The sequence below is a fragment of the Sphingopyxis sp. genome (assembly GCF_016704835.1).
Lineage (GTDB): Bacteria > Pseudomonadota > Alphaproteobacteria > Sphingomonadales > Sphingomonadaceae > Sphingopyxis.
In genome coordinates, this window is record NZ_JADIZJ010000021.1 from 797931 (window position 1) to 823094 (window position 25164).

Here is a 25164-nt window from a genome sequence, read left to right on the forward strand (position 1 = left end):
TCGCTCGACACGAGCGAAATGAGACCGGTTTTATGGATTCACGGTGAGAAGCTGATCCGAGCCAGATAGCGATCGTAACGAGTGACACGGCGGTTCATAATTCGCCTCTTAACGCACGGCCCAGCAGGTGGAAATAGGTCTGGCTTTCGCCACTATCCTCGGTCGCCCATTCGGGATGCCATTGTACCGCAAGCAGTGGCGCGCCATTGGGTCGCGCGCTATAAGCCTCGATTAACCCGTCGGGGGCACGCGCCTCGACGCTCAGCCCTTGGGCGAGCTGACCTATCCCCTGATAATGCACCGAATTGACCTCAAGCACCGGGGTTCCATAGGTCGCGGCAAGCAGGCCGCCATCGACCAGTTCGACCGAATGATGATGATCGAACAACCCGTCGAAATCGGTTTCGTCGGGCGCATGATGGCTGAGCAGCGCCGTGCTTACGGACGTATCGCGGCGCAGCGTCCCGCCCATCGCGACGTTGATTTCCTGAAAACCACGGCAGATGCCGAACAGCGGTCGCTGCGCCGCGATCACCGCCTCGACAAGCCCGATCATCATGCGATCGCGGTCGGGATCGAACGGGCCCTCGCCCGCCGCTCCATCGCCATAGCGCGCGGGTTCCACATTCGACGGCGTTCCCGTCAGCAACACCCCGTCGAGGCGCCCGACGACCTCGGCCGCGCGCATGAAATCAGGGAGCGACGGTATGATCAGCGCCGCACAGTCGGCATATTGCATCGCCGCGGTCGCATAACGGTTCATCACCGCCTGCGCGGTCTCGACCCCGACGGTGCGGTTGCATGCGATGATGCCAAGAACAGGGCGCGCGGACATGATTCCAAGCTGCCGATTTTCGTCGGCCAGCGCCAGCGGATTCTCAGGCAAACTGCCGCGCGAAAGCGGCCGCGGCACCGAACAACCCCGGCTGCGGGTGAGTGATGAGCTTCACTGGCAGCGCCGACATGAAACCCTCGAACCTCCCCTTTTCGATAAAGCGTTCGGGAAAGCCCGATCGCACGAGGCTGTCGCGGATCCGAAGGCCGAGGCCGCCCGCGATAACGACGCCGCTGGCGCCTTGTGCCAGCGCCAGGTCGCCCGCCACGCTGCCGAGTGACAAGCAGAAGCGATCGACCGCCGCCGCCGCAAGGCTGTCCTGCCCGCCGAGCGCATTGGTCCAGATCGCCTTGTCGTCCAGCGGCGTCACGGCGCGGCCTTCGAGGCCCGCCAGCGTCTCGTAAATATCGACGATCCCCGGCCCCGAAACGATCCGTTCGATCGACACGCGCCGGTGGCGCTTGCGCAGCCGCGCGAGGATCGCATCCTCGATGCTATCGAGCGGCGCAAAGTCGATATGCCCGCCCTCGGTTGCCTGGACGCGATAATCCGAACCGTCGCGCCAGATATGCGCGACGCCCAGCCCGGTGCCGGGACCGATGACGCTGATCGTACCGGTGGCGGGAAGCGGTTCGTCGGGACCGGTGAGTCGTTCGAAATAGCTGTCGTCGGCCTGTGCGACCGCGTGACCGACCGCTTCGAAATCATTGACCAGCACATGCCGATCGACGCCCAACTTCTCGCCGATCAGCGCCGGACGGATGATCCACGGATTGTTGGTAAAGCGAATGATCTCGCCGCGCGTCGGCCCGGCGATGGCGATCGCCACCGCGCGCGGCAAACCGCCCTGACGCTCGGCGAAATCCTCCCACGCGGTCTGAAAACTCGCATGATCCTTGGTGTGCAGCGTTGTCGCCTCGCCCAGCGCCGCGACGCGGCCGCGATCGATCTCGGCCATTGCAAAGCGCGCGTGGGTGCCGCCAATATCGACTGTGACGATGCGTTCGCTCATATCTCTCCCTCGCGCCGATCCGTTACGGCTTGCTCGACAGCGGGAATGTCGCATGGCCCGCGGCGATGCAACAGCGCATAGCGGTCGAAGACGGCGATGGGAGGAAATGGTGCACCCGGAGCGATTCGAACGCCCGACCTCCAGATTCGTAGTCTGATGCTCTATCCAGCTGAGCTACGGGTGCGTGGAGAGGCGCCTTTAAGGGGCGCCGCGTGGGCGCGCAACCCCCTATTTCAGCTTTGTGACCGTGGCGCAGGACGATTGACGGCGCACCGCATCAAGCCCGCCGATTTCCTTGGGGTCTTTCAAAAGCAGGCGGATCAGCGCGATGCCGCGATCATGGTTTGCGCGGACAACCTCGGCACCCGCGGGGACCGCCTGCCCTTCGCGCGCGAGCACGATTCGGAACGGCTTACCCACCGCCTCAACATCGTTGCGGACAAAGATCACGTCGGTCGCCGCATCAAAAATGCTAAGCGAGCTGTAACGGCCCGGCACCGGCGTCACGTCGATCGCCAGCGGCCCCACCGAGAGGTCGTAAGGACAGCTGGAATAAGCAAGATCGGGGCTGGGCCGCACCACCGGCTGGCGATTCGGATTAGCCAGATTTCCATAGGACATGGTGTTCACACCAGCCTGCCCCAGTCGCTCCATTGCGACGTTCATCAGGCCGTAGGGGATCGCGCCGATTGCCACCCATGCGGTCGCAGCGGCAAGGATGAGACCGAAAGCAAGCGGGCCGAGCCAGTTACGCATCTCAGCAGCCCTCCTTCACGATTTGCGGTAGCACCGCCTTGGCCGGATCGGCGCGGAACGCTTGACCCGGATTGTACATGCGGAGCGTCAGGTGAAAGGGCTGGCCCTTGGTACCCGGCAACCATGCACCATCGGCGGGTCTGGTCGGCGAAATGGCGACGCGCCATTCGCCCTTGGCATCGATTGCGACATTGGCGCCGTTGACCGACCAGATGTCCGCAGGGTTGGCAACCAGATAACCGGCTTCGTCATAGATGGTAACGCTCCACCAGCGCGCGTCGAGCGGCTTGCCCGACAGGCGGTAGCGGCAATTGCCATCGAGCTTCGCGCCTGCGGCGTCAGATTTGGCCGACCAATAGACGGTTTCCTTGGCGGGCAGCGCGAGCAAGCCAGCGCGCGCGACCATGGCGCGCGTAATCGGGTCGGTCGCCTTGGTGCCAAAGCCCAGCGAGGTCGTCCACGGCCCGTTGGCGATCGCGCCGTTGGTGAGCCCGCCGCCGGTGAGCGCCCAAGCGGCGCCAAGGCCGACGGCCAGGCCGCCGACCACGGTGATCGCATAGCGGTGCCAGCTTTTCATATGCCCCCTCCCCCCACGATCGTCATCCCGGCGATGGCCGGGATCTCGACCTCGCTTCATTATCCGAAGGGGAGACCCCGGCCTTCGCAGGGCGACGATATTATTTTGCCGTCAACGCCGCCTGTGCTGCTGCCAGCCGTGCAATCGGCACACGGTAAGGCGAAGCGCTGACATAGTCGAGGCCGGTTTGTTCGCAGAAATGAATGCTCGGCGCGTCACCGCCATGCTCGCCGCAGATCCCGAGTTTCACGTCGGGGCGCGTCGCCCGGCCGCGGTCGGCGGCAATTTCGATCAGCTGCCCGACGCCCTCGACATCCAGGCTGACGAACGGATCAGTCAGGAAGATGCCCTTGTCGACATATTGGGTAAGGAAGCGCCCGGCATCGTCGCGGCTGATGCCGATCGTCGTCTGGGTCAGGTCGTTGGTGCCGAAGCTGAAGAATTCGGCGGTCTCGGCGATTTCTCCCGCCATCAGTGCGGCGCGCGGCAGTTCGATCATCGTGCCGACGAGGTACGCAATCTCGCGGCCCTTTTCGGCGAACACCGCTTTGGCCTGCGCGTCCACGACCGCTTTCATCAGGTCGAATTCGCGGCGCGTTGCGACGAGCGGGATCATCACCTCGGGGATCGGCGCCGCGCCGGTGGCAGCGGCGACATCGCACGCCGCCTCGAAAATCGCGCGCGCCTGCATTTCATAAATTTCGGGGTAGGTCACGCCGAGACGGCAGCCGCGATGGCCGAGCATCGGGTTGAATTCGTGCAGCTCGTTGGCGCGCGCCTTGAGCGCCTCGATCCCCACGCCCGCCGCCGAGGCGACGTCAGCGAAATCCTCTTCGCGGGTCGGCAGAAATTCGTGGAGCGGCGGATCGAGCAGCCGGATGGTGACCGGCAGCCCCGCCATCACCTCGAAAATCCCGGCGAAATCAGCGCGCTGTTCGGGAAGCAGTTTTGCGAGCGCGACGCGGCGACCCGCCTCATTCTCGGCCAGGATCATTTCGCGCACCGCCGTGATCCGCGCCGCGTCGAAGAACATATGTTCGGTGCGGCACAGCCCGATACCCTCGGCGCCAAAATCGCGCGCGACCTGGGCGTCCTGCGGCGTTTCGGCGTTGGCGCGAACCTTCATGCGGCGTACCTTGTCCGCCCACACCATAAGCGTGCCGAAATCGCCGACCAGTTCGGGGAGCAAGGTCTTGACCTCGCCCGCCATCACTTCACCAGTCGATCCGTCGAGCGTAATGATGTCGCCCTCACGCAGCTCTCGCCCCGCGACGCGCAGCACCCGCGCATTGCCGTCGATTGACAGCCCGCCCGCGCCCGACACGCACGGACGCCCCATGCCACGTGCGACAACCGCCGCGTGGCTGGTCATCCCGCCGCGCGCGGTGAGGATGCCCTTCGCCGCGTGCATTCCGTGGATGTCCTCGGGCGACGTTTCGACACGCACCAGGATCACCGCTTCGCCCATTTCGGCAGCCTTTTCCGCGGCGTCGGCGGTGAACATGATCTTGCCCGACGCGGCGCCGGGGCTGGCGGGCAGCCCCTTGGTCAGCACGTCGCGCGGCGCATTGGGGTCGAGCGTCGGGTGGAGCAGCTGGTCGAGCGCGCCCGGATCGACGCGGCCGACCGCTTCTTCCTCGGTGATCAGGCTCTCGGCAACCATGTCGACCGCGATCTTCAGCGCCGCTTTTGCGGTGCGCTTGCCCGACCGGGTTTGCAGCATCCACAGCGTCCCGCGCTCGACGGTGAATTCGATGTCCTGCATGTCACGGTAATGGCGCTCGAGCGTGTCGAACACCTGGCCAAGCTCAGTGAAGGTCTCGGGCATCGCCTCTTCCATCGACAGCGGCTTCGCCCCCGCCGTTTCGCGCGCCGCTTTGGTCAGATATTGCGGGGTGCGGATGCCGGCGACGACATCTTCGCCCTGCGCGTTGATCAGCCATTCGCCGTACCAGGCGTTGGCGCCGGTTGCGGGATCGCGGGTGAACGCGACGCCAGTGGCCGAGGTGTCGCCCATATTGCCGAACACCATCGCCTGGACGCTGACCGCGGTGCCCCATTCGCCGGGGATCGAATTGATGCGGCGATAGACTTTCGCACGGTCGCTTTCCCAGCTCGCGAACACGGCACCGACCGCGCCCCACAGCTGATCATTCGGTTCCTGCGGGAAGGGCGCGCCGGTCTCGCGCTCGACGATCGCCTGATATTCCTTGACCAGCGCCTGCCAGTCTTCGGCCGACATTTCGGTGTCGAGGTAAAAGCCGCGGTCCTCCTTGGCGATTTCCAGCGCTTCCTCGAACTCGGCATGGTCCAGGCCCATGACGACGTCGGCGTACATCTGGACGAAACGGCGATAGCTGTCCCACGCGAAGCGCGGATCGCCCGACGCTTCGGACAGGCCGACGACGGTCTTGTCGTTGAGCCCTAAGTTGAGGACGGTGTCCATCATCCCCGGCATCGACACGCGCGCGCCCGAACGGACCGACACGAGCAGCGGGTCGGCTGGGTCGCCGAACTTTTTGCCGGTGATGCCTTCGATGTGGGTGATCCCTGCGGTCACCTGTTCGATCAGGCCCGCGGGGAATTGTTCGCCATTGGCGTAATAAGCGGTGCAGACGTCGGTGGTGATGATCAGGCCCGGCGGGACTGGCAGACCGATCGAGGCCATTTCGGCGAGGTTCGACCCCTTGCCGCCGAGCAATTCCTTCGAACGCTCGGCCGTTGTGGCCGCGCCGCCGAACAAATGCACCATCTTCGTCATCATATGCTCCTGCTGCCCCGGGGAGGAGGTTGCGCGGGGGAATAGGGGGGAGATCAGCTATCGTCGATTCAGATTTACTTCGTTCGTTATAAGCTACCCGGCATCTCAAACCCCGTTCGCATCGAGCGAAGTCGAGATGCCTATCGGTCGTGCTCGCCTTCCCGGTGTCTCGACTTCGCTCGACACGAACGGGAATGGAAGGTCGGTTTACCCCTCGATCTTCGAGAAATCGGCGACGCCATGCACCGCGCCGGTAAATCGGGCGAGCAGGCCGAGCCGATAGGCGCGGACCGCTTCGTCGGGATCGTTGACCATTACACCGTCGAAAAAGGCGTCGATCGGGGCGCGGAGCGACGCGAGTGCGGCCATCGCGTCGGTGAAGCGTTCTTCGGCGACTGCGGTCGAGGCAGCGGGTTCGGCGGTGTTGAGAGCCGCGAGCAGGGTGGCGTCATGCACCGTCATGCTCTCCGGCGAAAGCCGGAGTCCAGGGCGTGCATCCGTCTCGGTGGGTTCTGCGCAGCCCTGGGCTCCGGCGTTCGCCGGAGAACCTTGACCCGCCTGCTTCAAAATATTCGCCGCGCGCTTATAACCCGCCAGCAAATTCGCCCCGTCGTCAGTCGCCATAAAAGCCTGCAACGCGTTCACGCGCGCAAGCAAACGGACGAGATCATCCTCGCCGCCGAGCGCGAACACCGCATCGATCAGGTCGTGACGGACCCCGGCTTCTCGCTGCTGGACCTTGAGGCGGTCGGCGAAAAAGGCTGCCAGCTTCTTTTCGGTGTGGCCTTCCCAGACAACCCCGAACTTATCGAGATCATCTTCAACAGCCTTCAGCAGCACCTGTTCCAAGCGGAAACGCAGGTCGTTCCGTAGAATGATTGCAATCACGCCCAAGGCCGCACGCCGCAAAGCGAACGGATCTTTCGATCCGGTCGGTGCTTCATCGATCAGCACGAAAAATTGGGTGAAAACGTCCAGCTTATCCGCCAACGCCACAGCCACCGTTACCGGCGCCGTCGGCACGTCATCGCCCTGCCCGACCGGCTTGTAATGATCGCGGATCGCATCCGCGACCGCATCGCCCAAACCTTCGGCGCGGGCGTAGTAGCCGCCCATCAGACCTTGCAGTTCGGGGAATTCGCCGACCATTTCGGTGACGAGATCGGCCTTCGCCAGTTTCGCCGCCTGCCGCGCAAGCGCGGGGTCGCAATTCGGCACGATGCCTTCGCTTGCCAGCCATTCGGCCAGCTTCGCAACCCGCTCGACCTTGTCCGCAACCGTCCCCAGCTTCTCGTGGAACGTAATCCGGTCCAGCTTCTTCGCATGATCGGCCAGCGCCGTCTTGCGATCCTGCTCCCAAAAGAAGCGCGCGTCCGACAAGCGCGCCGCGAGCACCTTGCGGTTCCCCGCAACAATCTCTGCCCCGCCATCGACCGCATCGATATTCGCGGTGCAGACAAAGCCATTCGCCAGCTTGCCCGCCGCGTCGTTCACGACGAAGTATTTCTGATTCACCCGCGCGGTCAGTTGGATGACCTCGGGCGGCACTTCCAGAAACGCTTCGTCAAAGCGCCCCACCAGCGGCACCGGCCATTCGGTGAGGCCGGCATTCTCGATCACCAGCCCCTCGTCCGCTACCAGCGTCAACCCCGCGTCGGCCGCGGCCTTCGCGGCACCGTCACGGATCATCGCCTGACGTTCCTCATGATCGACGATGACATGGCAGGCGCGCAGCTTTTCGGCATAGTCGGATGCCGAACCGATGGTGATTTCGCCGGGACAATGGAAACGGTGGCCGCGCGTCGCGTAGTCCGACGCGACCCCGCCAACTTCGCACGGAATCAATTCTTCACCAAAGATCGCAACAATACCCGACAGAGGGCGCACCCAGCGCAGGCTCTCGCTGCTCGCACTGTCCTTGCCCCAGCGCATCGACTTGGGCCAAGCGAAGGCGCGGATGATTGCGGGGACCGCCTCGGCGAGCACCTCGGCGGTCGCGCGGCCGGGCTTGTCGATCACGGCGAAATACACGCCGTCGCGATCTTCAAGCTGATCCTGCGTCAGGCCGGTCTTGCGCAGGAAGCCTTCGAGCGCCTGCGGCGGCGCGCTGCTGCGCGGCCCCTTGAGTTCTTCGCTAACCGCGGCGGTCGCTTCGGGCAGATCCCTGGCGATCAGCGCGAGGCGGCGCGGGGTCGACCAGATGGTGAGGTCGCCAACCGAGATGCCCGCGGCGGCGAGTTGCGCACGGAACAGCTTTTCGAGCTCGGCGCGCGCGCCGGCCTGCATCCGCGCCGGGATTTCCTCGCTGCGCAGTTCGAGAAGAAAGTCGGTCACAGCACCCACCCCGGATATTTCGCGGCCCAGCGTTCGGACTGGCTGTCGATCCACGCCTTGCAGCTGCCTTTTGCGAGGTCGCGGACGCGCGCCATATAATTGGCGCGTTCCTGAACGCTGATCACGCCGCGTGCCTGGAGCAGGTTGAAGAGGTGGCTCGCCTCGATTGCCTGGTCATAGGCGGCGAGCGGGACGTTCGCTTCGATCGCGCGCTGGCATTCGGCCTCGGCCGCCTTGAACCCCGCAAACAGGCTGTCGGTGTCAGCGACCTCGAAATTCCATTTCGAGAACTGGCGCTCATTTTCGAGGAACACATCGCCATAGCTGACCCCCGGCACGTCGCCGACGGGGTCGGAGAAGCGGAGGTCGTACACGTTGTCGACATTCTGGATATACATGGCGAGGCGTTCGAGCCCATAGGTCAGCTCGCCCGCGACGGGCTTGCAGTCGAAGCCGCCCATCTGCTGGAAATAAGTGAACTGCGTGACTTCCATCCCGTCACACCAGACTTCCCAGCCCAGTCCCCATGCGCCCAGCGTCGGCGATTCCCAGTCATCCTCGACAAAACGGATGTCGTGGAGCAGCGGGTCGATGCCGATCGCGGCCAGCGAACCCAGATATTGTTCCTGCAGGTCGGCGGGCGATGGCTTCAGGATCACCTGATATTGGTAATAATGCTGGAGCCGGTTCGGATTCTCGCCATAGCGGCCGTCGGTCGGGCGGCGGCTCGGCTGGACATAGGCGACGTTCCACGGTTCGGGACCAAGGCTGCGCAGGGTGGTCGCAGGGTGAAAGGTCCCGGCGCCGACGCGCATGTCATAGGGTTGCAGGATCGCACAGCCGCGGGCGCCCCAATAGGCGTGCAGCGTCAGGATCATGTCCTGAAAGCTTAACGATTTCATCTCCGCCGCGTCCGCCACTGTCCGCTCTTTCGCAGGTGCAACAAGTGATGCCGCCCTTGGCGCAGCGGGCGCGCAGGGTCAAGGCGCGTGGGGCGTGGATGTTGGCGAAAGTGCCACGTAGCGCGACATGGCGCGGCAAATGTAAGGTCTTGTTGACACAGTCAGCGAATCATGTCATTTAGTCATGGTAACCTGACATACGGTCAGTTTTGCCTGACAACGGATCGACGATGAACAACCAGCTGAAGGTGCTGCGCGCGATGCGGAACTGGAGCCAGGCCGAGCTGGCTGACCGGCTCGACGTATCGCGGCAGGCGGTGAACGCGATCGAGACGGGGAAATACGACCCGTCGCTGCCGCTCGCATTCAAACTGGCACGATTGTTCGCGATGCCGATCGAGGAGATTTTCGACGATGGCCATGAAGGACATGACAATGGACATTGATCCCAAAACGCGCCGCGCTCCGTCGATGTGGGTGCCGGTCGCGATCGGCCTCGGCACCGCGATGCTGGCGGGCGGTTTCGCGGGCTATAATCAGGCTGCCGCGGAATCGGGAGACGCAGCCCTCGCGCCGTGGGTCGGCCCGCTGCTCTCGATCGCGCTCGGCGGGATAGCGCTGGCGCTCTATGTTCGCCGCCATGTCGACTGGTTCCGCAGCTGGTCGCCGCGCAAACGCCTCTATTGGATCAGCGTCATCCTGTCGGGCGCGCTCGGTTTTGTCGCCGCGCTGGTGTTGCAGACCGGGCCGCAAGGCGCCGACGGCCTGCTCAGCAACAGCGCCATGACGCCGAATGTTGCCATTGGCCTGTCATTGCTCTGGATCGTCGGGCTGATCGTCGCGCTGTTCCTCTATCACCGCACGATCGACGATCATGAGCGGCAGGCTTATCATCTGGGGGCGCTCGCGGGCTTTTACGCCTTTGTCATGCCCTGCCCCGCCTGGTGGGTGTTGTGGCGCGCCGATCTGGCGCCGCCGGTCGACGCGATGTTGCTCTTTGCCCTGTCGCTGACCGTCAACGCCGCCGTCTATTTCTGGTTCAAGTTCCGCTGAACATTTTCCCTCTCCCCTTCCCACTCCCCTCCGGCCATAAGCGCCATAGATAAAAGGACATTCTCCGATGAATAAATGGTTCAAGACCCTCGCCGCGACCTGCGCGGTCATTCCCTTTGCCCAGTGCGCGGTGCTGCCCGGCAGCAATGTCGCCACCGCCGCCGAACCGGCGCCGGTTGCCGCCGCTGCCGCCGTTACCGACGCCGACCCCGCGCTGTGGGTGGTCAAGGATGCCGATACGACGATCTATCTGTTCGGCACCGTCCATGTGCTGAAGCCCGGATTCAGCTGGTTCGACGAGGCGGTCAAGGACGCATTCGACAAGTCGGACGAGATGATGCTCGAACTGGTGATGCCCGAAGATCAGGCAGCGATTGCCAAGACGATGATGCCGCTGGCGATGGACACGACCGGCAAGACCATCCCGTCGCGCCTGACCGCCGACGAGCTCAAGGCCTATCAGGCGGCGATGGTCAGCGTCGGAGTACCCGCCAACGCCTTCGACAGCTTTGAACCCTGGTTTCCGGCGATGACGCTGTCGGTGCTGCCGCTGACCAAGCTGGGTTACGACCCTGAACAGGGCGCAGAGAAGCTGCTGACCAAATTCGCCAAGGACAGCAGCAAGCCGGTGTCGGGACTGGAAACGCTCGAAGAACAGCTCGGCTTTTTCGACAAGCTACCCGAAACGCAGCAGGTCGCCTTTCTCAACTCGGTGGTCAAGGATATGGACAAGCTGGGGCCGATGCTCGACAAGATGGTTGTGCTGTGGGCGAAGGGCGATCCCGTCGGGCTGGCGGTCGCGATGAACGAAAGCATGGCGGCGACCCCCGAACTTGCGACGATGCTGCTTTACGATCGCAACCAGCGCTGGGCCGACCAGATCAAGACGCGGATGGATAAGCCCGGGACGGTCTTCATCGCGGTCGGCGCCGGGCATCTGGCAGGCGACAAAAGCGTGCAGGATTACCTCAAAACGCGCGGACTGACCGCGACGCGGGTCGAATATTGAGGCCACAGCAGCATTTTTCCGGTCATTGGGGTCGCCGCTTTGCGGCGGCCCTTTTGCCGTTGCTGCTGACGGGGTGCGGCACCCCCGAACCGGCGCCGAAGGCAAAGCCGGCGATGTGGCTGGTCGAGGATGCCGATACGCGCATCTATCTGCTTGGCACAATGCACGCGCTGCCCCGCGGGACCGACTGGGATGACGGCAAAGTCGCAGCGGCGATCGGGGCGGCCGGCGAACTGGTGATGGAATTGTCGCCCGCCCAGCTGGCCGCGGCGGGCACCGAATTTCAGAAACTGGCGCCGCGCAAGGTACCGCTTGCAATCGAAGCGCGCCTGAGCGGCAAGGCGCTCGCCAATTATCGGGCGCTGGAAGACAGCGGCAAAAGCTTTCGCGGCGATACGCTCGACGATTGGGCGATAATGGTGCTGATGGGTCAGCGCGCCGCGCAGCACGCCGAGCTGTCGGCGTCCGATGGCGTCGAAAGCGGACTGACACGGCAATTTCGGGCGGCGGGCAAACCGATCACCGGGATGGAAACTGCGCGGACGCAGCTGAAACTGTTTGAAACGCTCGACGCGCCGACCCAGCGTGCGCTGCTGACCCGCGCTGCGGAAGGCGCAGATGACGCGGTCGCCGAGGTCGCCGCGCTGACCCGCGCTTGGGGCCGCGGCGATGTCGCGGCGCTGGAAAAAATGATCGACGAGGATGTCGACGCGGTACCCGCGGCGCGCGGCGCAATCATCACCGACCGCAACCGGCGCTGGAGCGCGTGGGTGCAAAAGCGGATGGCGCGGCCCGGAACGGTGATGATGGCCGTGGGCGCGGGACATCTTGTGGGCAGCGATGGCTTGCCGGCGATGCTGGAGACCGATGGGTTGAAGGTGGTGCGGGTGCAGTGATCGAGTGTCTTCTTTGGATGGCTCCCGCGTTGCAAGGGTTGATTTGAAGTTCGGCGTTTGGTCGGGTGCAGTCTTCTGTCCGGCCCGTTGATGCCTTCGGTGTCTGATCGCTGGCCATGATGGTATCCGCGACCCAGGTCCCACTCTGCTTTGCGGGCTATGATGCCCAAGACATTCGACGGGTTGTCCCAGCTCCCGGTCTGACCGGTACACCATCACAGCTCTTCGTCCTCGCAACCTCGTTAAGTTCTTCTCCTGTTCCACATTGTCATGCGATCCCGGCGACTATTGGCGCGCGATAGGTGCACCGCGTGTCATGATCGCCCACGCCACTCGCGCTGCCCGATTGGCTGCGGCAACGCTGACTAAGCGCGCGGGCTTGCGCTGAAGCATCGCGGGCAGCCGCGGATCAACTGGCTCCGGTCTGGTTCGAGCCCGGCGGATTAGCGAGGTCATGCCGACAGCCAGCAGCCGCCGAAGATAGCGATCGCCCATGCGCGAGATCCGCTCGAGGCGCTCTTTGCCTCCGCTACAGTTCTGCAGCGGCGTCAGGCCAAGCGAGGCCGCGAACTGCCGACCAGAGCCGAACCGCTCGGGCTCGATAACCGAAGCTGCGAGTGCGGTCGCAGAGATTACGCCGACGCCGGGGATCGTCGCCAGCCGCTGCGACAGGTCGTTCGAGCGATACCAGGCAAGCAGCTCCTGCTCGAGCGAACGAAAGAGATGGGGCGGGAAGCGGACCTCATGCTCCCCAGCGAAAGCCAGGGAACGGCAATTACCGGTTGCTAGCTACCCTCGCGCCGTTCGCCACCCCGCCCACGCTTGCATTTCTCGCATTTCCCCGCTAAGCGCCGCCGCTTCCGACCATGGTCATCCCTGGAGGCGTGGCGGACTTTGAAACTTTTCTCGGAGAAAAAAGATGAGCGACCAGCTGGTGCTGTCGGCCGAGACGCGTGATCGGGGAGGCAAGGGAGCCTCGCGTGAACTGCGTCGTGAAGGCCGTGTCCCCGCCGTTGTCTATGGCGGCAAAGAAGAACCCCTGATGATCCACGTCGAAGAAAAGCTGCTGATGAAGCAGCTGATGACGGGTCACTTCATGAACTCGGTCGTGATGATCGACGTCGGCGGCAAGCAGATTCGCACGCTGCCCAAGGACGTTGCGTTCCACCCGGTCAAGGATCGTCCGATCCACGCCGACTTCCTGCGCATTTCGAAGGATTCGAAGGTCCAGGTCGCGGTGCCCGTGGTGTTCATCAATGAAGAAGCCTCGCCGGGCCTGAAGCGCGGCGGCGTGCTGAACATCGTTCGCCACGAACTCGAACTGATCTGCGATGCGGACAAGATGCCCGACGACATCCAGATCGACGTCACCGGTTATGATGTCGGCGATTCGATCCACATCAGCGCCGTGACCCTCCCCAAGGGCAGCGAAAGCGCGATCACCGATCGCGATTTCACCATCGCGACGATCGTCGCTCCGTCGGCGATGAAGTCGACCGCCGGTGACACGACGACCGACGAAGGTGAAGCTGCTGCCGAAGGCGGCGACGAAGCCTGAACTTGAACCATCTTAGCCCCTCCCCTTCAGGGGAGGGGTTGGGGTGGGGTTTAGCGGGGCAGCGCGAGGCCGATGGCCCACCCCGCTGCGACTAGGCAGCAAGCTGTCAGGTCTCGCTGCCCCTCCCCGAAGTGGAGGGGATTTTTCGATGCAGCTCTGGGTCGGCCTCGGCAATCCCGGTCCGCAATATGCGATGCACCGCCACAATGTCGGCTTCATGGCCGCCGATGTCATCGCCAATGTCCATGATTTTCCGGCGCCCGCGAAGAAATTCCAGGGGTGGATCCAGGACGGGCGCATCGGATCGCAGCGTATCCTGCTGCTCAAACCCGGCACCTTCATGAACGAAAGCGGCCGCAGCGTGCGGGCCGCGATGGATTTCTATAAACTCGACACGCCGGACGTGACCGTTTTTTACGATGAGCTCGACCTGGTGCCCATGCAGGTGAAGGTCAAGCGCGGCGGCGGCGCGGCGGGGCACAACGGCATCCGCAGCATGATCCAGCACATCGGCGAGGATTTCCGCCGCGTCCGCATCGGCATCGGCCATCCGGGTCACAAGGACCGCGTGACCGGCCATGTGCTGGGCAATTATCACAAGAGCGAGATGGAACCGCTGATCGACCTGCTCGGTGCGATCGCCGCCGAAGCGACGTGGCTGGCCGAGGGCAATGATGTGCGCTTTCAGAGCGATCTGGCGCTGCGGTTGCAGGGCTGAATGCTATGCAGCGCGTGCTCATCATCGGTCCCTGCGGCGCGGGGAAATCGACGCTGGCCGCCGAACTGGGCCAGACGCTCGCCCTGCCGGTCTTTCACATGGACCAGCTCAACTGGCGCCCCGGGTGGGTGGAAAGCAGCAAGGATGACATCCGCGCCCGGCTCGCCGCCATCACTGCCGGCGAACGGTGGCTGATCGACGGCAATTATGGCGGCACGCTCGACGCACGGCTGGCGCGCGCCGACACCGTCGTCTATCTCGACTTTCCGATCCGGCTCTGCACCTGGCGCGTGCTGCGACGGATCTGGATCTATCGCGGGCAAGCGCGGCCCGACATGACCGAAGGCTGTCCCGAGCGCTTCGATCTCGAGTTCTTCCTCTACCTGCTCGCGTGGAACAGCGGACCACGGCCGCGGACCGAAGAAATGCTGCGCGACTATCATGGCACGCTCGTGCGGCTCAAAAATCCGTGTGCGCTGCGGGAATGGCGCGATTTGCTGGACAAAAGCACCGCCTGACCCCGGTTTGGCGTTGGCGTGAAATTCAGGCATGATCGCGCCTGAAAAGGAGTCCGTCATGCCCACCCCTTCCCGACCCAGCCGCCGCGACCTTATCGCCGGCGCCGCGGCGCTGACCGCTGCGGCCCCCGCGCTGCTGCATGCTGCAACACCTTATGTTGCGCCATCTCTCAAAGGCCGCACCATCCTGATCACCGGCGCATCGAGCGGCTTTGGCCGGGTCGGCGCGGTATTCTATGCCAGGCTTGGTGCCAAGGTGATTGCGACGATGCGCAACCTGCCGCGCCCCGAGGCTGAAACGCTCGCCGCCGAAGCCGCGAAGGACAAGCTCGACCTGCATATCGTCGAAATCGACGTGACCAGCGATGCATCGGTGACGACGGGGACAGCCACAGCGGTGGAAATCGCGGGCGGGCGGATCGACACGCTGATCAACAATGCCGGGATCGGGATCACCGGGCCGGTCGAAGTGCAGGACATGGAAGCGACGAAGCTGATCTTCGACACTAACGTGCTGGGCATTCAGCGGATGCTCCGCGCCGTGCTGCCGCAGATGCGCGCGGCAAAGAGCGGGCACATCTTCAACATCTCGTCGCAGCTCGGGCGTGTCGTCGTGCCAGGCGGCGGTCATTATTCGGCGACGAAATTTGCGGTCGAGGCCTTGTCCGAACAGCTTGCGTACGAACTGGTGCCGCATGGCATCGAGGTGACGGTGATCCAGCCCGGCGGCTATCCGACGAAGGTGTGGGTCAATCGCAACGCCTATACCGGCGCGTTGAAAGAGCGCAGCGATGCCGAACTGCTCGCTGCCTATGCGCCCTTTACCCGCGGTATGGGAACCGAAGATGGCAGCGGCCGTAGCGCCGATCCCCGCGACGTGCCTTTGGCAATCGCAGAAATCATGGCGATGCCAGCTGGCACGCGCCCGCTGCGCCGCGCGGTGCACCCTGGCAATAAGCCGCAGGAGGCGATCAATCGCGTTTCGGCCGAGGTTCAGCTGGCGTGGCTGGGCGGATCGCCGTTGGGGCCGTTGATCAAGGCGGTCCACGACTGACCGGACTAACGCGGTGCAGTCACCGGGGGCCGCTTCGGCGGTGGTGGCGGCGAGCCGTCGGGGGTTTGCGACATCAGGGTCACGCACATCGTGCGGTGGACGCGGTGCGGGCCGCAGGCGACCCCGGCGTAACGGTGTTCGCGGCGGAGCAGGCTGTGGCGGTGGCCACGATCGGGGACGCCGTCGTCGATCAGCAATTGGTGCACTACTCCCGCCGGGCTGTGATGGCCATAGGTGATGACTTCGTTGACATAGGGGCCGCCGCCGCGCGCCGTCATCCGTTCGCCGGGGCCGTTGCCGCGGGTGTAGTGGCCGACCGCGCCCGACCGCGACTGCGCCGCGACATGATCGGCCGCGGCGGCCGCCAACAGCTCGCTGTGCTGCAACCGCGCCAGCGGCTTTTCGGAACGCAGGTCGTGGATCGCTTCATCGACCGCGGTGACGCCTTCGTTGGTCATGATGTGGATTTCGCTGTCATCGTCGGCGATCAGCAATCGGCCGTCGAAGCGATCGCGATAATCGCGCAGGACGTCGATATAGCCCGCGGGATCGCTGCGAAAGCGATTGAGTTCGGCGAGCACGCCGGCTTCGAAGCGGCTAGGCGCGGCGCTGGCGGCGACCGCACCAAGTCCGAGCACCAGCGCGGCGGCGGTCCATCGAGAGAGTGTCGTCATACAACGGCGATACAGCTGCAAGGCTGAACGGTTCGCAACGATAATCTGGCGCGTCAAAAGCTGGCGTCGCGAGCGACTTGGCGCTAGGGGCGCTGCAACCCCGGTCTCATGCCGGTCACACGGAGTTTTTATGGGTTTCAAATGCGGGATCGTCGGCCTGCCCAACGTCGGCAAGTCCACCCTGTTCAACGCGCTGACCGAAACGGCGGCGGCGCAGGCGGCCAATTATCCATTCTGCACTATCGAGCCGAACATCGGCAATGTTGCGGTGCCCGATGCGCGGCTGGAAAAACTGGCGGCCATCGCGACCAGCAAAAAGATCATCGCGACGCAGCTGGCGTTCGTCGACATCGCCGGGCTGGTCCGCGGCGCGTCGAAGGGCGAGGGCCTGGGCAACCAGTTCCTCGGCAACATCCGCGAAGTCGATGCGATCGTCCACGTCCTGCGCTGTTTCGAGGATGACGACATCCAGCATGTCGAAAACAGGGTCGATCCGGTCGCCGATGCCGAGACGGTCGAAACCGAATTGCTGCTGTCCGACCTGGAAAGCCTGGAAAAGCGCGTCCCCGCCTTTGTGAAGAAGGCTGCGCAGGGCGACAAGGAAGCCAAGATTGCCGCGTCGGTGCTCGGCCAGACGCTCGAGCTGCTGCGCGAAGGCAAGGCTGCGCGGTTGACCGAACCCAAGGACGAGGAAGAAGCCCGGGTTCTGCGCACCGCGCAGCTGCTGACCTCGAAGCCCGTGCTGTACGTCTGCAACGTCGACGAAGGCAGCGCTGCGAACGGCAATGCGTTTTCCGAGAAGGTTTTCGCCAAGGCGGCCGCCGAAGGCGCGCAGGCGGTTGTCGTTTCGGCGGCGATCGAAAGCGAGCTGGTGACGATGGATATGGCCGACCGGCTCGAGTTCCTCGAAGAAATGGGCCTGCACGAGACCGGCCTCGCGCGCGTCATCCGCGCCGGGTATGAGCTGCTCCACCTGATCACCTTTTTCACCGTCGGCCCGCAGGAAGCGCGCGCGTGGACGGTCCACACCGGCGCTACCGCTCCCGAGGCCGCGGGCGAGATCCACAGCGATTTCCAGAAGGGCTTCATCCGTGCCGAAACGATCGCCTATGACGATTATGTCACGCTGGGCGGCGAAGCGCGCGCGCGCGAAGCGGGCAAGCTGCGCGCCGAGGGCAAGGCCTATGTCGTGCATGACGGCGATGTGATGCACTTCCTGCACAGCTAAGGGTTGTGCTAAAGCCATTGGGATGCTGCGACACCTGTTCCTGACCCTGTTCCTGATCGGCCTGTCGTTGCCGTCGGTGACAGCTCCCGTGCAGGCGGAGGCCATGGTGACGGACTGTCACGGCGCGATGCCGGTCGATTCGTCGCATCATCAACCCGACGGCGACGGCAGCAGGGCCGCCGGGCATGTCTGCATCGGCTGCATTGCCAGTACACCGACCGCCGCAGCGGCAGCACCCATGCCGCTTCCCAAAATCCTGCCGCCGATTCTGCCGATGACGGAGCTCGCCAGCGCCAATGCGCCGCCCAGCATCCCCCCTCCCCAACCCTGACAGCCGCCAAACCGAACCCCGATTTTCCGATCCTGTCAGGACGATGTTATGTTGAAAACGCCATTTCTGGCGGGCGCTGGCGCGCTCGCCCTACTCCCGCTGTCCGCCGCCGCGCAAGACCATAGCGGGCATGATCCCCACGCCGGGCATGTGATGCCTGCCGCCGAACGCAAAGCCGCCCATCCCGTCGACCATAGCGCGATGGATCATGGCACCATGGACCATGGCGCGATGGACCATAGCAGCCCGGCCACCCCCGCCGAAGGCTCCGGCACCGCCCGCCTGCCCGCCAACGAAGGCGGCCATAGCGGCCTGCACATCGACGCGGGCGACGACTGGATGGTGATGACCCACGGCTTTGCCTGGGGCGTCTATACCGACCAGTCGGGGCCGCGCGGCGACGACAAGGCCTATGTCCAGTCGATGCTGATGCTGTCGAGTGAGAAGCAGACCGAGTGGGGCCGCATCCAGTTGAAATCGATGCTGAGCCTCGAGCCGTTGATGTCGAACTATGGCTATCCCAATCTGTTTGCAACCGGCGAAACCGCGGGCGGCGAACCTTTGGTCGATCGCCAGCATCCGCACGACCTGTTCATGGAGCTGGCCGCGCGCGTCGATATCAATGTCGGCAATGATGCGCGGCTGTTCGTTTATGGCGGCCCGGTCGGTGAGCCCGCGATTGGCCCCAGCGCGTTCATGCACCGCAGCAGCGCGCGCTATAATCCCGAGGCGCCGATCACCCATCACTGGTTCGATTCGACGCACATCACTTATGGTGTCGCGACGCTCGGCTATGCGACGCCCGCCATCCAGTTTGAGGGATCGGTCTTTACCGGGCGCGAGCCCGACGAGAAACGCTGGAACATTGAAAGCCCGCGGTTCGACAGCTGGTCGCTGCGCGGCACCTGGACCCCCTCGCCCACCTGGACGTTGCAGGCCAGCCACGCGCGACTGAAAGAACCCGAAGCGCAGCATCCTGGCGAGGATGAGCATCGCACCACGGCAAGCGTCAGCTACGCTAATGGTCGCGGCCTGTCGGCGACCGCGGCGTACAGCGCCAAAAATCGCGATCCCGGCGACACGCTGACCGCTTGGTTGGCCGAGGTGAACTGGGATCTGGACGATCATCACACGTTGTTCGGGCGCGTCGAGAATGTGAAGAATGACGAGCTGTTCAGCGACCATGACGACCCGCTGCACGACGTGCCGTTCCGCGTGACCAAGTTTCAGGCGGGCTATGCCTATCGCCTGCCGCTCACGGGACCGCTGAACCTTGCGCTCGGCGGGAGTATCGCGGCGTTCGACAAGCCGCGCGCGCTCGACGTCGCCTATGGCAAAAGCCCGATCGGCGCGACGGTCTTTGCCCGATTGAGCATCGGTCATTGATGTAACTTATGGCTGGGCTATCGAAGATTAGCGATTCGCGCCAACGGAGCCCAGCCATGTACAACCGCCGCCACTTCCTTGCCGGGGCGACCCTTGCCGGGCTCGCCGCGCCGGCAATCGTCCGCGCGCAGGGCATCTTGCGTGACTTTCCGTTCAAGCTGGGCGTCGCGGCGGGCGATCCCGCGAGCGACGGCTTTGTTATCTGGACCCGCCTGGCGCCCGAGCCGATGGAGCGCCACGGTGGGATGCCGCTGACCAATGTGCCGGTCGAATGGGAAGTCGCGAGCGACACCGGCTTTCGCAACGTGGTGGCAAAAGGCACCGAACTCGCGCGTCCTGAACTGGCACACAGCGTCCATGTCGAGGTCGCGGGGCTGCTGCCCGATCGCCCCTATTATTACCGCTTTACCGCCGCCGGCGAGCGCAGCCTGCGCGGCCGTGCGCGCACCCTGCCCGCCCCCGGCGCCAAAGTCGACGCGCTGAAATTCGGGGTCGCCGGGTGCCAGCATTTCGAGTCCGGATTTTACGGCGTTTATCGCCACATGGCGCGCGAAGACCTGGCGTTCGTCTATCATTATGGCGACTTCATTTACGAGTATCAGCAGAATTACCTCTACGACAGCGGCCTGCCGATCCGGCCGGTGCGCCGGTACGATCAGCGCGCGCTGATCGACGTCACCGATTTCCGCGCCGCCTATGCGCAAACCTTGCTGGACATCGACCAGCAGGCGGTGCGCTCGGTCCATGCGGTTTTGTCGAGTTTCGACGACCATGAAATCATCAACGACTGGGTGTCCGACATCGACAACTGGTCGATCGACTTTCCCGGCAACGACCCCGAATCCGCGTCGCCCGAAGTGTTCATGCTGAAAAAACAGGCTGCGATGCAGGCGTGGTACGAACATATGCCGGTACGCAATGCGCTGCTGCCGCGCGGCGGCATGGTCGCGCTGAATCGCGAGTTTCGCTACGGCGATCTGATGTCGATGCAGTTGCTCGACACGCGTCAGTATCGCGACGACCAGCCGTGCGGCGACGGGTTCAAACCAGCGTGTCCCGAGGTGTTCGCCAAGGAGGCGCAGGTGCTGGGCCGCGCGCAAGAGGATTGGCTGAACAAGAATTTGGCCCGGGGCGGCGCGACGTGGAACGCGCTGGCGCAGCAGGTGACAATGATGTCGCTCGACCGGCGCCGCAAGTCCGATGAGCCCAAGAAGATCGTCAATCTCGACAGCTGGGCAGGCTATGAAGCGCCGCGCGAGCGGATGTTGTCGCGGCTGGGCGGGCTGGACAATTGCGTCGTGCTGACCGGTGACGAGCATCAGAATTTCTGCGGCGACCTGGTGTTGAAGGACAAGGTCGTCGGCGCCGAATTTGTCGCGACCTCGATTTCGAGCGGCGGCGACGGCAGCGACAAGCGGAATGGCACCGACGAGTTTCTCAAGCTCAACCCCGAACTGAAATTCGCCAACGATCAGCGCGGCTATCTGGTGTGCGACGTCAATCGCGAGGCGTGGCAGACGCATTTCATGGTCGTCGACAAGGTGACGACGCCGGTGAACAATCTGTCGAAGCGCGCAACCGCCATGGTCGAGAATGGCGTCGCCGGGATCAAGATGGCTTAGCTGGCAGCGGCCTTCAGCCGTGCGACGACATCCTCATCGCGGATACGGCGCCACCTCGCTTCGACAAAGCTGTGGACGCCGAACAGGAACAGGCCTGCCGCAACGAGCAGATACAGTCCTTCATGTTCGGTGAGCGCCGACAGCGCATCGCCAAGCCCCTTGACCTCGCCCGCCAAGTCGAACCAGCCCGCGCGGATCAGCGACACGCCGATGACGGTAAACACCACCGCGCGCGCGGCAAGCCCCGCGCGGCCGACGGGGACAACCCAGGCTGGCGCATCGGCGGCGACGCCCTGCATAAACTCGGTGGTCCAGGCTTTCATCATTTGATGCGCGGCGGCAGCGAGAAAGCACAGTCCGATGGCGCCGAGCAGCGTTCCGCCCAGGGGCATATCGAGCAGCATGCCTGCAGCGGCTTGCTCTTGTTCGCCGTTACCGCTGGCAGCTTGCCCCGATGCGAGCCGGACCGCGGCCCATGCCAGGATGAAATGCGCGATACCGCTGGCGGCATAGCCGATGCGGATCGCAATGCCCTTGGCATCGTCGCCCTTCCCCTCGCTGTCGAGCGCGGCGCCATAGAGGCGGTACGCGCCATAAAGCGCGAGCCCGATCGCCAGCAGAACGAGCAGATAGGTGCCGCCCGACATCTCCTTCACCGCGCGGAACACGCCTTGCGGGCTGGCGTCCGACGCGTTGGCGCTGGTCAGCGCGAAAAAGGCGAGCAGGCAATAAACGACGCCCCGCGCGCACCAGCCTGCGCGGGCAAAGGTTTCGAGGCGGCGCAGTCGGTTCATCGGGGTCGCTCCTGTCGGGATGTCGTCAGGCAACGTCCCGCCGCGAGCGCAGTTCCGTGGGCGCCTATTTTCGGCCGAATAGTCGCTCGACGTCGTCCATCGCCAGCTTGACCCACGTCGGGCGGCCATGGTTGCACTGCCCGCTGTGCGGGGTGACCTCCATCGTGCGGAGCAGCGCATTCATTTCAGCGACGCTGAGGGTGCGGCCGGCACGGACCGCGCCGTGGCAGGCCATGGTGGCGGCGACCAATTCGAGCTTTTCGTTGAGCCCGAGCGCGGCGTCGTAACCCGCCAGATCGTCGGCAATGTCGGTGACAAGTTTTCGGCAATCGATCGCGCCGAGCATCGCCGGGGTGGCGCGGACCATGACCGCGGCGGGGCCGAAGCGTTCGAGCTCGACCCCGAGCGCCGTCAGCTGCGCCGCCGCGGCTTCGAGGCGGTCGCACGCGGGCTCGTCAAGTTCGACGACTTCGGGGAGGAGCAGGCCTTGCGACGGTACCGCCTGCCCGCTCATGCCGCGGCGCAGTTGTTCGAGCACCAGCCGTTCATGCGCGGCATGTTGATCGACGATGACGAGGCCGTCCTCGGCCTCGGCAACGATATAGGTGCGCGCGATCTGGCCGCGCGCGATGCCGAGGGGATGCGCGTCGCCATGCGGCACCGGCGCGGTTGCGGCTTCGGCGCGTCCCATCGGCAAAGCATCGCGCGACGGCGTAAAATCGACGACGCGGTCGCGCAGCAGCGCATGGGTGGCGGGATCAGTGTCAGCGCCGAACAGATGCGTTGCGGGGGCGTGCGGATAGGGCAGATGCGCGGCGAACAGGGTCTGGGCCGGCGCGGGCGGCGTAACCGGTTCCTGCTGCCACGCCGCGAGCGCCGCTTCGGCGGGGCGCTGGACACTGCGAAAGCCATGCTCGTCGAGCGCGCGGCGCAGCCCGCCGACGATCATCCCGCGGATCAGCTGCGGGTCGCGAAAGCGCACCTCGGTCTTCGCCGGATGGACGTTAACGTCGACCTCGCCGCCCGGGACGTCGAGGAACAATGCGACGACGGGATGACGATCGCGCGCGAGCAGATCGGCATAGGCGCCGCGCAGCGCGCCAACGAGCAGGCGGTCCTTCACCGGTCGCCCGTTGACGAACAGATATTGATGATCGGCGATGCCGCGATTGTAGGTCGGCAGGCTGATCACCCCGCCGATATGGACGTCGCCGCGGTCGAGATCGACCCCGATGCTGTTCGCCGCCAGATCGCGCTGCGTCAGCGCGGCGACGCGGCTCAATTGGTCCTGCCCGCCCTGCACATCGAGTGCGCGGCGCCCGTCATGTTCCAGCGTGAAGCCGACATCGGGGCGCGCCATCGCCAGCCGCTTCACGACGTCGAGGCAGGCGGCATATTCGCTGCGCGCGCTGCGCAGGAATTTGCGGCGGGCGGGGACGCGCGCGAACAGATCTTCGACGACGACCCGGGTGCCATTTGCAAGCGCCGCCGGGCCTTCGGCGACCACGACGCCATTATCGACGACGCGCCGCCAGCCATCGCCGCCAGCGACCCGGCTTTCGAGCGTCAGGCGCGCGACGCTGGCGATCGACGGCAGCGCTTCGCCGCGAAAGCCGAGCGTGCTGACGTCCTCGATCGCGTCATCGGGCAGCTTTGACGTTGCATGGCGTTCGAGCGCGAGCGCCATGTCGTCGGGCGTCATCCCGCAACCGTCATCCTCGACCTCGAGCCGCAAAATCCCGCCTTCGGTGATTCGCACCGATATGCGCGTGGCACCGGCGTCGATGGCGTTTTCGACCAGTTCTTTGAGCGCTGCGGCGGGTCTTTCGACCACTTCACCGGCCGCGATCCGATTTACGAGCGTTTCAGGCAGGCGACGTATTGACATGGGGGCTGTCCTAGCGCAGTCGAGCGCAAATCGCGACCCACCCGCACAGCCTTATCATATTGTCCAGCCAGCCCCCATCGGCCGAGCCGGAATCTCTCCCTGATTGGTCCTGTCGCCGGCCGGGCGCGCAGGTTTAACGACGCGGCGGCGTGGTCCTTCCCCAGGGCCAGCGCCGAGGACAGGGAAGCAGTATCGATGTCATTCTTTTCTCGCTGGTTCAAATTCAACTCCCAGGACATGGCGATCGACCTCGGCACCGCCAACACGGTCGTCTATGTGCGCGGCAAGGGCATCGTGCTCAACGAACCTTCGGTCGTCGCGGTCGAGACGATCAACGGGATCAAGCGGGTGAAGGCGGTCGGCGACGACGCGAAGCTGATGATGGGCAAGACCCCCGACAGCATCGAGGCGATCCGCCCGCTGCGCGACGGCGTCATCGCCGACATCGATGTCGCCGAACAGATGATCAAGCACTTCATCACCAAGGTTCACGGCGGCAAGCCCAACGCGTTCCGCAGCCCCGAAATCGTGATCTGCGTGCCCAGCGGATCGACCAGCGTCGAACGCCGCGCGATCCGTGACGCCGCGTCGAACGCGGGCGCCAGCGAAGTGTGGCTGATCGAAGAACCGATGGCCGCCGCGATCGGCGCCGACATGCCGGTGACCGAACCGATCGGTTCGATGGTCGTCGATATCGGCGGCGGTACCACCGAAGTCGCCGTTCTCTCGCTCCGCGGCCTTGCCTACACCACGTCGGTCCGGGTCGGCGGCGACAAGATGGACGAAGCGATCGTCAGCTATGTGCGCCGACACCATAATCTGCTGATCGGCGAAGCGACCGCAGAGCGGATCAAGAAGGATTTCGGCATCGCGCGCATTCCCGCCGACGGCGTTGGCCTGACGATCCACATCAAGGGCCGCGATCTGGTCAACGGCGTGCCCAAGGAAATCTCGATCAACCAGGCGCAGATCGCCGAAGCGCTGTCCGAACCGATCGGCACGATCGTCGAAGGCGTGCGTATCGCACTTGAAAACACCGCGCCTGAACTCGCCGCCGACATCGTCGATCAGGGCATTGTACTGACCGGCGGCGGTGCGCTGATCGCCGAGCTCGACGAACTGCTCAAGGAAGCGACCGGACTGCCCGTCACGGTCGCCGACGATCCGCTGACCTGTGTCGCGATCGGTACCGGCCGCGCGATGGAAGATCCCGCGTTCCGCGGCGTACTCCAGCAAGCCTGAGCGAGCGTATCTGAGT

The 25164-nt window shown here is 64.5% G+C and carries 23 protein-coding genes, 1 tRNA gene and 1 pseudogene; 13 read left to right on the forward strand and 12 right to left on the reverse strand.

The window, feature by feature from the left end; genetic code table 11:
- Window positions 1–94 precede the first annotated feature (94 nt).
- The 8 genes from IPF76_RS19025 to IPF76_RS19060 all read right to left on the reverse strand — a co-directional run bounded on the left by IPF76_RS19025 (window position 95) and on the right by IPF76_RS19060 (window position 9177).
- The gene (locus tag IPF76_RS19025) at window positions 95–835 is read right to left on the reverse strand and encodes a gamma-glutamyl-gamma-aminobutyrate hydrolase family protein (RefSeq protein WP_293847133.1); all 741 of its coding nucleotides are present in this window, start codon (window positions 833–835) and stop codon (window positions 95–97) included.
- Window positions 836–878: 43 nt separating this feature from the next.
- The gene (locus tag IPF76_RS19030; RefSeq protein ID WP_293847134.1) at window positions 879–1847 is read right to left on the reverse strand and encodes a glucokinase; all 969 of its coding nucleotides are present in this window, start codon (window positions 1845–1847) and stop codon (window positions 879–881) included.
- A gap of 107 nt (window positions 1848–1954) precedes the next feature.
- Window positions 1955–2031, reverse strand: a tRNA-Arg gene (locus IPF76_RS19035).
- Between the two features lie 44 nt (window positions 2032–2075).
- Window positions 2076–2603 (reverse strand): DUF1254 domain-containing protein, encoded by a 528-nt coding sequence (locus tag IPF76_RS19040; protein ID WP_293847135.1) that lies wholly within the window; start codon window positions 2601–2603, stop codon window positions 2076–2078.
- Window position 2604: 1 nt separating this feature from the next.
- Window positions 2605–3180, reverse strand: a complete 576-nt coding sequence (locus tag IPF76_RS19045; protein WP_293847136.1) for a DUF1214 domain-containing protein — start codon at window positions 3178–3180, stop codon at window positions 2605–2607.
- Between the two features lie 100 nt (window positions 3181–3280).
- On the reverse strand, window positions 3281–5941 hold the full coding sequence (ppdK, locus tag IPF76_RS19050; RefSeq protein ID WP_293847409.1) for a pyruvate, phosphate dikinase: 2661 nt from the start codon (window positions 5939–5941) through the stop codon (window positions 3281–3283).
- A gap of 207 nt (window positions 5942–6148) precedes the next feature.
- Window positions 6149–8275: a glycine--tRNA ligase subunit beta gene (gene glyS / locus IPF76_RS19055; RefSeq protein WP_293847137.1), complete on the reverse strand. Its 2127-nt coding sequence runs from the start codon at window positions 8273–8275 to the stop codon at window positions 6149–6151.
- Complete coding sequence (locus IPF76_RS19060; protein ID WP_293847410.1) at window positions 8272–9177, reverse strand: glycine--tRNA ligase subunit alpha; 906 nt, start codon at window positions 9175–9177, stop codon at window positions 8272–8274. Before IPF76_RS19060 ends, glyS begins: the two co-directional genes overlap by 4 nt.
- A 230-nt stretch (window positions 9178–9407) precedes the next feature.
- On the opposite strand from IPF76_RS19060, the gene IPF76_RS19065 reads away from it, so the two are divergent.
- The 4 genes from IPF76_RS19065 to IPF76_RS19080 all read left to right on the forward strand — a co-directional run bounded on the left by IPF76_RS19065 (window position 9408) and on the right by IPF76_RS19080 (window position 12135).
- Entirely contained in the window at window positions 9408–9623 is a 216-nt protein-coding gene (locus IPF76_RS19065; RefSeq protein ID WP_293847138.1) for a helix-turn-helix transcriptional regulator, read from the forward strand.
- The gene (locus IPF76_RS19070) at window positions 9613–10230 is read left to right on the forward strand and encodes a hypothetical protein (RefSeq protein WP_293847139.1); all 618 of its coding nucleotides are present in this window, start codon (window positions 9613–9615) and stop codon (window positions 10228–10230) included. The genes IPF76_RS19065 and IPF76_RS19070 overlap by 11 nt, the downstream gene beginning before the upstream one ends.
- A gap of 67 nt (window positions 10231–10297) precedes the next feature.
- Window positions 10298–11239 carry a TraB/GumN family protein gene (locus IPF76_RS19075; RefSeq protein ID WP_293847140.1) on the forward strand — a complete coding sequence of 314 codons (942 nt, stop codon included), beginning with the start codon at window positions 10298–10300 and terminating at the stop codon, window positions 11237–11239.
- A gap of 53 nt (window positions 11240–11292) precedes the next feature.
- Window positions 11293–12135 (forward strand): TraB/GumN family protein, encoded by an 843-nt coding sequence (locus IPF76_RS19080; RefSeq protein ID WP_293847141.1) that lies wholly within the window; start codon window positions 11293–11295, stop codon window positions 12133–12135.
- Between the two features lie 268 nt (window positions 12136–12403).
- On the opposite strand, the pseudogene IPF76_RS19085 reads toward IPF76_RS19080, so the two are convergent.
- Window positions 12404–12846: pseudogene (locus IPF76_RS19085) on the reverse strand (transposase); the annotation flags it as partial.
- A gap of 208 nt (window positions 12847–13054) precedes the next feature.
- On the opposite strand from IPF76_RS19085, the gene IPF76_RS19090 reads away from it, so the two are divergent.
- The 4 genes from IPF76_RS19090 (at window position 13055) to IPF76_RS19105 (ending at window position 15983) form a co-directional block, all read left to right on the forward strand.
- Window positions 13055–13693, forward strand: a complete 639-nt coding sequence (locus tag IPF76_RS19090) for a 50S ribosomal protein L25/general stress protein Ctc (protein WP_293847142.1) — start codon at window positions 13055–13057, stop codon at window positions 13691–13693.
- 148 nt (window positions 13694–13841) lie between these two features.
- Entirely contained in the window at window positions 13842–14411 is a 570-nt protein-coding gene (gene pth / locus IPF76_RS19095; RefSeq protein WP_293847143.1) for an aminoacyl-tRNA hydrolase, read from the forward strand.
- Between the two features lie 5 nt (window positions 14412–14416).
- On the forward strand, window positions 14417–14929 hold the full coding sequence (locus IPF76_RS19100; RefSeq protein WP_293847144.1) for an AAA family ATPase: 513 nt from the start codon (window positions 14417–14419) through the stop codon (window positions 14927–14929).
- 58 nt (window positions 14930–14987) lie between these two features.
- On the forward strand, window positions 14988–15983 hold the full coding sequence (locus IPF76_RS19105) for an SDR family NAD(P)-dependent oxidoreductase (protein WP_293847145.1): 996 nt from the start codon (window positions 14988–14990) through the stop codon (window positions 15981–15983).
- A 5-nt stretch (window positions 15984–15988) separates the two neighbouring features.
- Here the strand turns inward: IPF76_RS19105 and IPF76_RS19110 are convergent, their stop codons facing one another.
- Complete coding sequence (locus IPF76_RS19110) at window positions 15989–16657, reverse strand: CAP domain-containing protein (protein ID WP_293847146.1); 669 nt, start codon at window positions 16655–16657, stop codon at window positions 15989–15991.
- 130 nt (window positions 16658–16787) lie between these two features.
- On the opposite strand from IPF76_RS19110, the gene ychF reads away from it, so the two are divergent.
- Genes ychF through IPF76_RS19130 form a run of 4 tightly spaced genes read left to right on the forward strand, consistent with a single transcriptional unit; the run spans window position 16788 to window position 21224 of the window.
- Complete coding sequence (ychF, locus tag IPF76_RS19115; RefSeq protein ID WP_293847147.1) at window positions 16788–17885, forward strand: redox-regulated ATPase YchF; 1098 nt, start codon at window positions 16788–16790, stop codon at window positions 17883–17885.
- A 22-nt stretch (window positions 17886–17907) separates the two neighbouring features.
- Window positions 17908–18216, forward strand: a complete 309-nt coding sequence (locus IPF76_RS19120) for a hypothetical protein (protein WP_293847148.1) — start codon at window positions 17908–17910, stop codon at window positions 18214–18216.
- Between the two features lie 48 nt (window positions 18217–18264).
- A complete protein-coding gene (locus tag IPF76_RS19125; RefSeq protein ID WP_293847149.1) occupies window positions 18265–19602 on the forward strand; it encodes a hypothetical protein in 1338 nt (445 codons plus the stop codon).
- 56 nt (window positions 19603–19658) lie between these two features.
- Window positions 19659–21224, forward strand: a complete 1566-nt coding sequence (locus tag IPF76_RS19130; protein ID WP_293847150.1) for an alkaline phosphatase D family protein — start codon at window positions 19659–19661, stop codon at window positions 21222–21224.
- On the opposite strand, the gene IPF76_RS19135 is transcribed toward IPF76_RS19130, so the two are convergent.
- Both IPF76_RS19135 and mutL read right to left on the reverse strand, forming a co-directional pair.
- Complete coding sequence (locus tag IPF76_RS19135; protein WP_293847151.1) at window positions 21221–22018, reverse strand: DUF1206 domain-containing protein; 798 nt, start codon at window positions 22016–22018, stop codon at window positions 21221–21223. The two genes, IPF76_RS19130 and IPF76_RS19135, sit on opposite strands and share 4 nt — an antisense overlap.
- Before the next feature lie 64 nt (window positions 22019–22082).
- Complete coding sequence (gene mutL / locus IPF76_RS19140; RefSeq protein WP_293847152.1) at window positions 22083–23906, reverse strand: DNA mismatch repair endonuclease MutL; 1824 nt, start codon at window positions 23904–23906, stop codon at window positions 22083–22085.
- Window positions 23907–24101: 195 nt separating this feature from the next.
- On the opposite strand from mutL, the gene IPF76_RS19145 reads away from it, so the two are divergent.
- Entirely contained in the window at window positions 24102–25148 is a 1047-nt protein-coding gene (locus tag IPF76_RS19145; RefSeq protein ID WP_293847153.1) for a rod shape-determining protein, read from the forward strand.
- Window positions 25149–25164: the final 16 nt, after the last annotated feature.